Origin of the sequence: Neobacillus niacini (assembly GCF_031457145.1) — a bacterium.
Lineage (GTDB): Bacteria > Bacillota > Bacilli > Bacillales > Cytobacillaceae > Neobacillus > Neobacillus niacini_J.
The window spans coordinates 175,452-188,499 of sequence record NZ_JAVDVZ010000004.1 but is presented as its reverse complement, the minus strand read 5'-3'; the positions used below and the strand labels follow the sequence as shown (position 1 = coordinate 188,499).

The window sequence follows — 13,048 nt, the reverse complement described above, 5'->3', positions numbered from 1 at the left end:
GGAGGAAAATCTAAATGATTCAGAAAAGGTTTGAAAATTCAGCAAAAGCTGTTGCTGATATACATGATGGAGCAACGTTGCTTGTTGGAGGGTTTGGGGGAAGTGGACTACCTTCACATCTAATTGCAGCCCTCGTTGAGCAGGGAGCAAAGAATCTAACTGTTGTATCTAATAATATTGGTGCTGTTAGCGATGGTGTTGCAGCCTTAATCAGCAACAATCAAGTAAAGAAGATTATCTGCTCTTTCCCTGTTGGTCCACATGCTGACGATTTGATTGCGCGTCTACAGAATGGCACAATCGAGCTAGAAATCTCTCCGCAAGGTACATTAGCAGAACGCATTCGAGCAGGCGGTGCGGGTGTTCCAGCTTTTTACACACCTACCGCAGCGCATACTGAACTTGGAGAAGGTAAAGAAACGCGTGTTTTCAATGGCCGTTTGCACGTCTTAGAAAATGCCATCATAGGTGACTACGCTTTTATCAAGGGCTATCGAGCAGATCGCTGGGGAAATCTTGTTTACAATAAGACACAGCGTAATTTTAACCCGGTAATGGCAACTGCAGCGCGCATTACAATCGCAGAGGTTGATGAAATTGTAGAAGTCGGAGAGTTGGATCCAGAGAATATTGCCACACAGAGCGTCTTTGTGCATCGTTTAGTAAAATTAGAAGCTAAACGTGAAGAGGGGGTGTTAGCAAATGGTTAAAGACGAACTGAAGGTTGGATGGTCCAAGCTAGAGTTAGCTACTAGGGTAGCTCAAGACCTAGAAGATGGATGGTTCGTAAATCTTGGTATAGGAATACCGACCCTTGTGGCTGATGTAATTCCTGAAGGCAGGGAAATTATTTTGCACAGTGAGAATGGTCTACTAGGACTCGGTCCAAAACCTGAACCAGGAAAAGAGGATATGGATCTTGTTAATGCTGGTAAGGAACCAATCACATTATTACCTGGCGGCAGCTTTTTCTCACAATCAGACTCATTTGCGATGATACGCGGCGGTCACCTTGATGCAGCAGTATTAGGAGCATTTCAAGTCTCAATGTACGGTGATCTTGCTAGTTGGAAACTCCCTAACAAACCGCTTGGTCGTGTCGGAGGAGCGATGGATTTAACAGTTGGAGCAAAGCGAGTCTTCCTCTGCATGCAGCATACGAGTAAGGGAGTCCCGAAAATCGTGGAGGAATGTACGTATCCACTGACTGCACCTCGCTGTGTAGATCGAATCTATACAGACCTTGCGGTGATTGATGTTACAGATGATGGTCTTGTCGTCCAAGAACTCGCACCTGGCGTTACATTTGAATATCTGCAGGAGAATACTGCTGCTCCGCTTAAGAATCATGCGACCAATGACTTAGATGCAGAGATTTTGAAAATTAATGATTAAGCAAAACAATAAACCTGCCATTGATCGCAGCTCATCAGTGCCTCTTTATAAGCAAATCAAGGAGATCTTGATTGAAGAGCTACAGGCTGCTGACGGTGAAGCTGGTCGTCCCTTCAGCACCGAGCATGAGCTTGTGCAGCGCTTCCACGTAAGTCGGGCACCTGTTCGTCAAGCACTGAAGGAACTTACAGATGAGGGGTACGTATACAGAGAACGGGCAAAGGGCACCTTCCCCGTTCAGGAACTCCCAGTACGGCCTCCTGGATTAGAGTTAGGAGGACTAGTTGGCTACCTTCGCGATCAAGGGTTAGAGTGCTCTTCGAAAATATTAGGTGTAGAACCGGTATTACCTACAGAGAATTTGTGCGCTATTCTTGGTCTTGAGCCGAGTGATAAGGTCTTGAAGGTCTCTCGTTTAATTTTACTTAAAGAAAAACCACTTGTATGGACGCAAACCTATTTGTTCGTTTCTGAGGATTTCCAACTGAGTAAGCGAGAGGTTGAGAAGGTCGATAGTGTCTTCATGCTTCTTGAGAATGAACAAGGCATTTTCATTTCTCGTGGGGATCACCAAATCTGTGCGTCAAGTGCGAACAGCATGGAGGCAGAGCTTTTGGGAATCAAGATGGGCGATCCTATTCTCGTAATTGAGACAAAGTTGTACACACGTAATGATAGACTCATAGGGTGGAGAAGGGCTGTTCATAGAGCTGATGACTATAAGTTCACTTTCACTGCAAATCGTTGAGATTTTGTCTTTGTGTTTCAAATATGAAAGCGATTAAATTAATCATTTAGGAGGGAAATGTTTATGAAATCAAATTTAAGAATTGCTATTCTCGGTGCAGGTATTGGTGGGGCGTCAGCGGCGGTTGCGTTACGCCATGCAGGATTTAATGTCGAAGTTTATGAGCAGGCAGCAGCTATAACAGAGGTTGGTGCAGGTATCGGTTTGCGACCGCCATCCATCCATTATTTCACAAAATGGGGGCTTCAGGAAGAAATCGAAAGAGTAACTCATAAAAGCGTCCAAATAGAGATCCTTTCAGATCAGGCAGAAGTGTTACTTAAGGAACAATGGCCTGATTTAACAAATGACCCTAATGAAAGATGGGCGAGATTAATTCATCGCGCAGACTGTCTCGACACGCTAATCAATGCCATACCAACAGAATACCTACATTTGAATCACAAGGTTAAAAACATTGTCCGCCATGGAGATTATGCAGAAATCGAGTTCGAAAATGGTGTCAAAGTGGAAGCCGATTTGGTCATTGGTGCAGATGGTATTCGTTCCCTTACCCGGAATCTATTTTTCAGTCAAGCTGAGCCTGTTTTCCACAGCTATCATGCCTATCGTGCTCTTGTTAATGTGGATGAAACATATGGGTTAGCTACTGGTGACACACTCCGAATTGTCGCGACTGATAAAGTCAATTTATATCTACTGCCGTTAAAATATAGGAAACAAGTTTCCGTCGATATTACCGTACCACACCATGATCGAACTGGTAGACCAAAAGTACCAAAAGAAGACATGCTCAATCAATTAAAGAACTTCCATCCTGACTTCCAGAAGATTGCTGAAAATGTTAATAATTGGGATGTTCGCGCACTATATGATATTGATCCAGTTCAACAGTGGAGCAATGAATGCATCACTCTGCTAGGGGATGCCGCACACTCGATGCTTCATAACCAAGGTCAAGGTGCAAATATGGCGATTCAAGATGCAGGGATATTGGCTGAATGTTTACTGGAAGCTGAATCTGTTGCAGAAGCTTTACAAAAGTATGAGACTCTAAGAAAACCAGTTTGCCATTTATTCCAAAATTTATCTCGCCAGTTCCATAACGATAAGGAAGATACCTTTTTCCCGGAAAAAGAATTCTTTGAAAATAAGTAATCTGATTTAATACTACGAAGAAATATCAGAAGATTAACTAGAATAGGAATATTCCGTCGCTTGACTAATCAAATAAGCGACAGATTGAAATACGGAGGTTTTCGCAAATGCCTGTACATCCAGAGATAAAAAAAATATTGGATTTCATTCCAAAATTAGATCCTAAGCCTAAAATCATTCCAGAAGAACATAGAAAAATGTTCGATGCACCTGTTTTACCAGTTGAACAACGTGTGCAAGTTTATTCTGTGGAAGAAAGAACTATTGCGACAACTGAAGCAGATATACCAGTAAGAATTTACACACCAAATGAAGCAGATTCTTATCCAATTCTCATGTATTTCCATGGCGGTGCATTTATGTCAGGAAATTTAGAAAGTCATGATGAAGTAGTTCGCCCGATTTGTATGGAGTCAGGTTATAAAGTCATTTCAGTTGGATACCGCCTTGCACCTGAACACCCATTTCCTGCTGCATTAGTAGATTCCTATAATGTAACAAAATGGGCAACCGAACATAAAGACGAATTAAAATGGGATGGGAAGAACCTAGCTGTCGCGGGGGATAGTTCTGGCGGGAACTTAGTTGCTGCGGTTTCTCTAATGACTCGTGATAAAAAGGAATTTACCATTACGAAGCAAGTATTATTGTATCCATCCCTAGACCTCGACTTCAGTGAATTCCGTTATCCTTCATTAGTGGAGAATGGAAAGGGATATTTCGTAGAAAGCGATCAATTAGCAGAAATTAATTCCTTCTATTTATTAGGAAATGTGGATACCGATAATCCGCTTGTTTCACCGATTCGAGAAGAAAATTTAGAAAACCTTCCAGCAGCTCTTGTCATCACAGCAGAATACGATCCATTTCGTGATGAAGGGGAACTATTTGCTGAGAACCTCAAAAATTGTGGTGTAGCTGTTGAAGTAAAACGTTATGATGGTGCAACGCATGGCTTCTTAGGCAAATTTACACATCTTGATGAGTATAAAGACGTTTATAAACGGACAGCTGATTTTTTAAAGTCTTAGTAAATAATTTTTAACCCGCGATTACGTGGTACTGTACAAGGTTAATAGATTTCTAGGGAAGTGATCATCTGGCAGAAACCGTAGGCACTGCGTTTGGTCACTTCCGTTTAATATGTAGGTCATTATTACTAGTACTGATGGTTAGCCTAAAGGGGGTGGACATTGGCACTTATTAAAAAGCAATATATATGTTGAAATCATAACATTATGGTTTAAAGGAACGAGACTGCTAGAAATATTCCTAATCTTCGGAATTTTACTTCTAAGAACACCACATTATATATTCCTATTTCTTGGATATTAATAGCTGGCCAATATCTTACACTTTCTTATATAGAGGGTTAGGCCGCCTCATTAATCTTTGAAATCCAGATGATTGTAATTTTTACTAATCAACTCGGTATCACCGTATTTTACTAGCTTTAACAATACGTGATTTTAAGGAAGGGTGTTTTATTTCATGGAAAAGAAAAAGTTTTGGACTTATGAAAATAAGTTGGTAGTTATCGTCTTCTTCACAATTGGTTTCGTATTCTTTGACCGTTTAGCGATTAACTACCTATTCCCAATGATTTCTGTTGATTTAGGATTAAACTACACGCAATTAGGATTACTTGGAGCCGCTCTTGCATTAACTTGGTCAATATCAGGTCCATTAGGTGGTTTCATTTCAGATAAAGTTAAGAGTAAAAAATCAATGTTAGCCATTTTAGTATTGGCATTCTCTGTTGTTTCATTAATGCATGGTTTAGCACAATCATTTGCTATGTTATTCGTACTACGCCTATTAATGGGAATTGTAGAAGGCCCACTGATTCCGCAATCACAATCGATTCTAGCAATGGAATCGTCGGAGCGACGCAAAGGATTTAACCTAGGCTTCACCATGAACACGAGTAACGCTTTATTCGGCAGCATTTTAGCGCCTGTAGTAATCGTTGCATTAGCAACAAATTTTGACTGGCATACTGCATTCTATTTAACGATAATTCCTGGGATTATTTTAAGCGTTGTCATCTTAAAATCAGTTAAAAATCCAGATCCAGCGAAATTCCATGCTATGCACGCAATAAAATCGACTGAAAAAGTTAAAGTGAAAGATATCCTTAAGCACCGTAATATTTGGTTATCTATTATTGTTTTCAGCTTAGTTATGACAACACTTATGGCGTTCCAAATTTTTGGGCCAACCTATTTAGTACAAGTAAAAGGTTTATCAGAAACAACAATGAGTTTCGTCATGGCTTCATTCGGGGTTGGATATGCAATCTTCGGTTTCTTAATCCCAACCATTTCAGAGCGTACTGGACGTAAACCAGCATCTTTAGTTTCTGGCTTTTTGTTAATTCTCATACCACTATCTATCGTTTTAATGGATTCTATTCCATTAATGATGCTTCTTTTATTCATCGGTTCAGCTGGTTCAGGTGTAATTGGTATGTCGATGTCCGTTATTCCAGTTGAATCTGTTCCATTACAATACTCAGGACTTGCAATCGGGTTAACAATCGGTATTGGGGAGTTAATCGGAGGATTTCTAAATCCAATGGTGAATGGAGCTTTAGCTGATATTTATGGTCTTCAAACACCATTATACGTTGCTGCAGCTGCTGGAGTTCTTGCATTCCTTTTATCATTCTTATACAAAGAAACTGCACCATCTAAGGTTCAAATTACGAAAGAGCATGATATTAAAACAAATTTCCAAGGTTAATAGGTAACAACTTTATAAATAGAAGGAGAGTTGAATAGATGAAAGGTAAATTTTTATTTCTTTTTTTATTAGTGTTTATGTTTATTATTAGTGGATGTGGTACGAAAGAATCAGCTATTGCCGATAAAAAATCTCAACAAAATAATACTGCAAGTTCAGCATTTGAAACTGTCCCTGATGGTTTTCGAGTTGTGACTGTTGGTTCAGGCAACCCAAAAACGGAGGTTGGTCGTGGGGCTCCAAGTACATTAGTTCAATATAATAATAAATTTTTCTTAGTTGACAGTGGTGAAAATACAACTAGCACCCTATTAAAGATTGGATTACCTGCAGAAAAAATTACAAATATGTTGTTTACACATCAGCATGTTGACCATAATGGAGGCTTTTGGAACTTTTTCATTGATGGTTGGCAGGGACCTACAGGAAGGCGTTCCCTTAATCTAGTAGGACCTCAAGTCCAAGAACTTTATGATACGACAGTTAATTTTTTTAAGTCAGATTTAGAGTATCGTTCTAGTTTGGGTTGGCCTAAGGATGGAATTTTTACAAATGTAAATATTAAAGATTTTACAGAGAATCAATATAAGTTTGAGCTCGATGGAGTGAAAATTACGTCCATTCCTGTCCCGCATACTGTTCCAACCTATGCCTATCGTTTTGATGCAAAGGGACAAAGTGTAGTGGTATCAGGTGATTTAATCTATTCTGATAAATTTGCAAAGTTTGCAAAGAATACCGATATACTGGTGATAGATGGAATGTTAGCGAGTGATTTTTCCTTCGTACCCGAACAAGCACGGGAAAATTTAAAGAACGGTTTAAAGCAATCGCATGCTACTATAGAAGACCTTGCCAAAATGGCGGCAGAATCAAAGGCTAAAAAACTTGTTCTAACCCATATTGGTCTAGGTAAGGTAGACATACCAAGTATTTCAAAAGTATTTTCAGATGCAGGTTATAAAGGAAAAATTATAGCTGCTGAGGATGGTCTTGTGATTAATCCATAATTCTAAAATATTATGGTGAAACAACTTAGCCCGCCTCTTCGCAAAAGAGGTGGGCTAGGTTGTACTTTATTTTTAGAGGTGGTGATTATGATGTATAAAAAGAACAATATGGAGGTATATCCTGTTATGGTTCCTACTTCTAATAAATTAGCAAGTATTAACTTTTTCTTAGTTAAACAAGCGAATTCCTTAACGTTAATTGACGCCGGATTGAACAATGATGATTGCTGGAATGCCTTACAATTGACTCTAAAGGATCATGATTACACACTAACTGATATTACAGGAATTTTACTTACGCATAACCACATCGACCATATTGGCTTAGTCAACCGCATTGTTTCCACCCATTCCATTCCCGTATATGCCCATCCCTATGCCAAACTTATACTAAAAAGAGACACTCAATATATGAAAATGAGAATAGAGTTTTTTAGAAAGCTATACCAAGAGATGGGATGTGGTGAGTTTGGTGATAAACAAGTAGATGATGCACGTAATCCTATTATTCTTAGGGAGAATAAAACAATCCATTGCGAAATTCAAGAATTCACCAATAACCACCTTATTGGTTTTGATATTTTTGAAATTCCAGGGCATACTCCAGACCAGGTAGCTTTCTATAATAAAGAGTGTAAATGGCTATTTGCTGGTGATTTATTAATGCAACATATTCCAAGCAATGCCATGGTTGAACCAAATTATGACGGGACCCGAACAAAATCCTTGGTCCAACAAAAACAGTCATTAGAGAAATGTTTGTCACTGAATTCAGAACTTGTTTTTTCAGGCCACGGTAGTACAATAGAAAATCCTGTTGATTTATTGAAAGAAAGAATAAAAGAGATCGATGAAAAAGCCAACAAATACATAAACATAATTCAATCTGGAAACTCAACCGCAAGTGGAATTGCCCAATTTGTATATAAAGAAAAGTATGAACAGCAATTTTTCAATACGATGTCAAAAGTTATTGGTTATCTAGATTATCTTGAATTACAAGGGAAAATTACGAAGGAAATGGAAAAAGGAATTTGGCATTATTATTGCCGAGAATGGAGTTGATGATGATATCAGCTCCTTTTTGTTTGGAGAGATGTGTGTAAAATGAACTTCTTTTAAAACAATGTGTTAATATGGTGGACTTTAGAAACCACATTATTTATTCTAGTAATAGAATTGACCGAGTCAGCTAATTGACTTTCACGGTTTGCAACTGGATGGAGGATCTCGAAAATGGATACAAAATCGATGATGATTGATATTGCAAAAAATCTTTTTCAACAAAAGGGATATATAGGTGTCGGTTTAACCGAGATCTTAAAAGCAGGAAATTTTTCAAAAGGTTCCCTCTATCATCATTTTCCGAATGGAAAAGAAGAATTACTTATTGCCTGTCTTCAGTCAATGAGTGAAGGTATGACCAATGATATCGAGGATATATTTGAACGGTATCCGACAACAGAAGAAGCCGCGACTGCAATGATTAACAAGTTAATTGCTAATTTTGAATCGGAAGGAACGATTTCAGCATACACTTTTAGCAGTATCATTAGCGAAATGGCATTATTAAGTGAACCAGTCAGGAATGCCTGTTCAAACCTATACATAAAAATGCAACGCATCTATTTAAACAAGTTAGTAGCAGATGGCATCTCAGAAGAATCAGCTAATTCTATTGCTGTCATGATGACGGCTTCGCTTGAAGGCGCAATTTTGCTCTGTTTAACACAAAAAACAAGTGAGCCATTAAAAATTATTTTGGATGTATTACCTACTCTTTTGAACTTTAAATGGAAGCAATGAGGTGGAGAATGAAGACCAAAGTCATTATGGAGAGCAGAAGAAGTAGTAGGTACTATTAAAGAAAGTTATGTTATAGGTGGAGGGTAAGCCCTGTGAATGTTTATTTTGAAAAATTAATAAAACCGAACACAACCCATGTTGAAGTGTTTAATCGCTGGGAAAACAATCCTGATTTGATTCCATTAACTCGTCCCAACCAAAACCAGTTAGAATTGGAACGACGGGATATAGTAACACTGGAACATTTAAAACAACGCCTTCAATACAATCATACCTATTTAATCTATCTTGATGACAAGTTAATTGGCGAAATGAACTATATGGTTGACCCGAGCCACCTTTATAAAAAAGTGCCTGGAACCGCATGGATAGGTATTACGATAGGTGATCCTGAAGGCAGGGGAAAAGGGATTGGCTATAAGGCCATACAATACCTTGAGGAAGAAATTAAGAAGCACGGCTTTTATCGTGTGGAATTGGGTGTGTTTGAATATAACATAGATGCTCAAAAACTCTATCATAGACTTGGCTACGAGGAAATCGGTCGGATTGAGAATTTTACCTATTGGCAGGATAAAATGTGGAAGGATATTCGCATGGAGAAATACTTAGGAGTAAACTAAGTCGGAAGCCTTATAACTGATGAAAAAATAATTCAGGAAATAGACCATTTCTTCAAGAAGAGCAAGTGCTCTTTATTATCAATATAATAGACATCTTAAAAAAAGAAACTTTTCTAAACGTTAGATGTTCTATGTAAGATGTTGTATGATGTTAGAGAATAAGACGAATACTTACTATATGGTTATTATTGGTTTTATTAGATTTATTATAACGATTTTTGAAATAATCGGGAGGAAGAAAAGATGTTTAATGAAGAATATGAATTATTACTGAAAAAATCGACTGAGGTTGCTCCGGATTGGCTAAAAAATGACATTGAAGGCATTATGGATAAAGCTGGGAATCATTGTGGAGTGAGTTACGTCATTTCTGAACTTCACGAAGGATATACCTTTAATCTGAAACACATCATGTCGGCTATCAATTTTTCTGACGAATGGGCAAGGGTTTCAAAAGAACGCCTTAATTTTATTGATAATAATATTGATATTATTGTTGCTATTTATAATGAAATAAAAGGTCATAAATAATCCTCAACGAATTTGAATTATTTGAGAAGATAGGTAAAAACTCAAGCTTTTCCTATTTACCAAAAACTGAGGCGATTCTTGATTAATCAGGAATCGCTTTTTTCTTGTTCCAGCCTTAATCCAATCTTTCCCATTTGTGAAGGAAAAATGATAAAATACTATAATAACAGATAGATATAGTCAAAAAAGAGGATGTGAGCAGCGGGAGTATCTCCCCATCATATGAAAATCAAAGTCATAATCGCGGATGATAACTCATTTATTCGGGAAGGTTTGAAAATTATTCTTTCTACATACGCGGAGTTTGAAGTATTGGTCACAGTTAGCGATGGCAAAGAGGCGGTAGATTATTGCTTAAAGCATGAGGTTGATATTGCTTTGCTTGATGTTCGTATGCCCAATATGAATGGTGTCGAAGCAACGAAACTGATTTGCGAACAAACTAATACCAAGCCAATCATCTTAACGACATTTGATGATGACGATTACATTCTGGATGCTATCAAAAATGGGGCAAGAGGATATCTATTAAAAAATAATGACCCAGAGCAAATACGCGATGCGATGAAGAGTGTCATGAATGGAAATAGTATTATTCAAGATGTAATTTTAGAAAAAATCAAGAGTAATCTATCGGAAACGAAAGCAACAGAAACGAAAATCGATCTGAACTTATTTACCGAAAGAGAACGAGAGATTATGTCCCTTATTGCCAGAGGTTTTTCGAATAAGGGAATATCAAAGGAATTATTCATTTCAGAAGGTACAATTGCCAACTATATCACCTCCATTCTAGGCAAGACCGGGTTGGAGCACAGAACACAAATTGCGATTTACTATATCACTGGGAAAGTGGAATAAAATGGATTTTTTGATTCTTTCTACGAAGTTATTATTGCTTATTTTTATTGCTTTCAATTTTGTTCAGGCAAACATCAGTGATATCTCCTGGATCGTTCTCGCACTTCTTCTATATTTTAGTGTCAATATCACCAAACATATTTTTAAAGTGAATACGGCCACAGTGATTCTCCTCTTACTATCGATGGCTATTTCAACGGTATCCTATTTCTTCCTACATCCATTGTTCAGTTTGCTTATACCGCTATCGATAACGGAATTGGCCGCAAATTTTATTTATAATAAACTATCCATATTGATTCTATCGCTTATCCCGATTTTATATCTAAATGGGCCTATACAGCCCACTTATGGATTAGTCGCCATTTTTTGTTTTATGATTTTTTTCATCACTTCCATTTCTAGTGAGAAGCTAGGAAAGAATGAAATGCAAATAGACACCATGCGTAAATCACTCCAAAAATTAACGAAAAACGTAAATGAAAATACAGAATACATAAGGCAATCGGAATACACCGTTAAATTAGAAGAACGAAATCGAATATCACAGGAAATCCATGATAAAATTGGTCATTCATTGACAGGAGCCTTATTTCAAATGGAGGCAGCCAAAAGGTTAATGGAGTCTGATTCCCAAAAAGCAACGGAACTTTTGCAAAATGCCATCAATATTTCAAAAGAAGGAATAGAAAATATCCGGATGACGCTAAAAAATATGAAGCCCCCCACAGAACAAGTTGGAATCCATCGGATGAAGCTGTTTATGGAAGAATTTAATTCTAAAGAACAAATAAAAGCAATACTCACTTATGAAGGGAATTTAGAAATCATTACCCCCATTCAATGGAAAATCATCCATGAAAATGTCACTGAGGCACTAACAAACGCCATGAAATATTCGCATGCCACTCAAATATCCGTTGAATTGAAGATATTAAACAAGATGGTTAAGGTCGAGGTTAAAGATAATGGTTTAGGAACAGATCTGATTAAAAAAGGGCTAGGAATTATTGGAATGGAAGAGCGAACAGCGTCTGTAAATGGAAAAATTATCGTTGACAGTACACAAGGTTTTTCCGTTACTATGCTCCTGCCAATTCAATCATGAGTTTCTCATGCTCACAATATGAATATCTTCATGTGGAAAGAATGAACGATTGCACTACTTGCGTTCATTCTTTTTCTTTATACTTTAACTATACAATCGATTTAGGGGTGAAGAGATGAATGTTTTAGAAATTAAGAACCTAACAAAAAAATTCGCGGATTTTATTGCGGTTGATAATATGTCCTTATCCGTTGCTGAGGGGGAGATTTTTGGTTTTCTAGGTGCCAATGGAGCAGGGAAAAGCACGACCATAAATATGATTGCAGGGCTATTGCACAGTAATGAAGGAAGTATTAGTATCCTTGGGAAGAATAGTGCAAAACACAGTCGTTTTGCCAAAATGAATCTTGGGATGGTTCCACAGGAGTTGGCCATTTATGAAGATATGACTGCCTACGAAAATGTGAAATTCTTTGCTGGGCTCTACGGTTTGCGCGGTTCTGAACTAAATGAAAGAGTGGTAGAATCGCTAACCTTTGTCGGCTTACAAGATAAACATAAAAGTTACCCAAAGAGTTTTTCCGGCGGGATGAAGAGACGGTTGAATATCGCTTGTGCCATCGCCCATCGTCCTAAACTAATCATTATGGATGAACCAACTGTCGGGATTGATCCACAATCTCGTAACTATATCCTTACTTCCGTAAGGAGGCTGAACGAGATGGGATGTACCATCATTTACACGAGCCACTACATGGAAGAAGTAGAGGAAATCTGTTCACGGATTGCCATCATTGACCATGGGAAAATCATTGCTGAAGGAACGAAGGAACAGCTTAAATCGATTATTACCAATACAAAGGATGTATGGATTGAGGTCAAATCAACGCAAAATCTGAACATAGATTCTATAAAAGAGATTATTGGCGTTGAAGCCGTTTCAGTAGAGGAAAACTTCGTGAAAATTAACTCGGATACGGGAGTCAATAACTTAAACAAAATCATCGAGCATTTCATGAGCAGTCATATCGAAATCCGCTCATTACAGGAAAAAGCCCCGAACTTGGAAACCGTATTTTTAACATTAACAGGAAGAAAGCTCCGAGATCAATAAGAGACAGAA

The 13,048-nt window shown here is 37.9% G+C and carries 14 protein-coding genes; all 14 read left to right on the top strand.

What is annotated here, in order from left to right; genetic code table 11:
* Positions 1-14: 14 nt before the first annotated feature.
* The 14 genes from J2Y03_RS12210 (at position 15) to J2Y03_RS12145 (ending at position 13,039) form a co-directional block, all read left to right on the top strand.
* A complete protein-coding gene (locus J2Y03_RS12210; RefSeq protein ID WP_132097265.1) occupies positions 15-710 on the top strand; it encodes a 3-oxoacid CoA-transferase subunit A in 696 nt (231 codons plus the stop codon).
* Positions 703-1,395 carry a 3-oxoacid CoA-transferase subunit B gene (locus J2Y03_RS12205; protein ID WP_310194441.1) on the top strand — a complete coding sequence of 231 codons (693 nt, stop codon included), beginning with the start codon at positions 703-705 and terminating at the stop codon, positions 1,393-1,395. Before J2Y03_RS12210 ends, J2Y03_RS12205 begins: the two co-directional genes overlap by 8 nt.
* Positions 1,388-2,143: a GntR family transcriptional regulator gene (locus J2Y03_RS12200; protein ID WP_310194438.1), complete on the top strand. Its 756-nt coding sequence runs from the start codon at positions 1,388-1,390 to the stop codon at positions 2,141-2,143. Before J2Y03_RS12205 ends, J2Y03_RS12200 begins: the two co-directional genes overlap by 8 nt.
* A 63-nt stretch (positions 2,144-2,206) precedes the next feature.
* On the top strand, positions 2,207-3,301 hold the full coding sequence (locus tag J2Y03_RS12195; protein WP_310194437.1) for an FAD-dependent oxidoreductase: 1,095 nt from the start codon (positions 2,207-2,209) through the stop codon (positions 3,299-3,301).
* 107 nt (positions 3,302-3,408) lie between these two features.
* Positions 3,409-4,332, top strand: coding sequence for an alpha/beta hydrolase (locus J2Y03_RS12190; RefSeq protein WP_310194434.1), 924 nt, complete (start codon positions 3,409-3,411; stop codon positions 4,330-4,332).
* A gap of 460 nt (positions 4,333-4,792) precedes the next feature.
* Positions 4,793-6,046: an MFS transporter gene (locus J2Y03_RS12185; RefSeq protein ID WP_310194432.1), complete on the top strand. Its 1,254-nt coding sequence runs from the start codon at positions 4,793-4,795 to the stop codon at positions 6,044-6,046.
* Between the two features lie 38 nt (positions 6,047-6,084).
* Positions 6,085-7,056, top strand: coding sequence for an MBL fold metallo-hydrolase (locus tag J2Y03_RS12180; RefSeq protein ID WP_310194430.1), 972 nt, complete (start codon positions 6,085-6,087; stop codon positions 7,054-7,056).
* A gap of 90 nt (positions 7,057-7,146) precedes the next feature.
* Positions 7,147-8,121 (top strand): MBL fold metallo-hydrolase, encoded by a 975-nt coding sequence (locus J2Y03_RS12175; protein ID WP_310194429.1) that lies wholly within the window; start codon positions 7,147-7,149, stop codon positions 8,119-8,121.
* A gap of 171 nt (positions 8,122-8,292) precedes the next feature.
* Complete coding sequence (locus tag J2Y03_RS12170; protein ID WP_310194427.1) at positions 8,293-8,862, top strand: TetR/AcrR family transcriptional regulator; 570 nt, start codon at positions 8,293-8,295, stop codon at positions 8,860-8,862.
* Between the two features lie 92 nt (positions 8,863-8,954).
* Positions 8,955-9,485: a GNAT family N-acetyltransferase gene (locus tag J2Y03_RS12165; RefSeq protein WP_310194425.1), complete on the top strand. Its 531-nt coding sequence runs from the start codon at positions 8,955-8,957 to the stop codon at positions 9,483-9,485.
* A 243-nt stretch (positions 9,486-9,728) separates the two neighbouring features.
* Positions 9,729-10,016, top strand: a complete 288-nt coding sequence (locus J2Y03_RS12160; RefSeq protein ID WP_310194421.1) for a hypothetical protein — start codon at positions 9,729-9,731, stop codon at positions 10,014-10,016.
* Positions 10,017-10,238: 222 nt separating this feature from the next.
* Positions 10,239-10,877 (top strand): response regulator transcription factor, encoded by a 639-nt coding sequence (locus tag J2Y03_RS12155; protein ID WP_310194419.1) that lies wholly within the window; start codon positions 10,239-10,241, stop codon positions 10,875-10,877.
* Position 10,878: 1 nt separating this feature from the next.
* Positions 10,879-11,985, top strand: coding sequence for a sensor histidine kinase (locus tag J2Y03_RS12150; RefSeq protein ID WP_310194416.1), 1,107 nt, complete (start codon positions 10,879-10,881; stop codon positions 11,983-11,985).
* A 115-nt stretch (positions 11,986-12,100) separates the two neighbouring features.
* Complete coding sequence (locus J2Y03_RS12145; protein ID WP_310194415.1) at positions 12,101-13,039, top strand: ABC transporter ATP-binding protein; 939 nt, start codon at positions 12,101-12,103, stop codon at positions 13,037-13,039.
* Positions 13,040-13,048 lie beyond the last annotated feature (9 nt).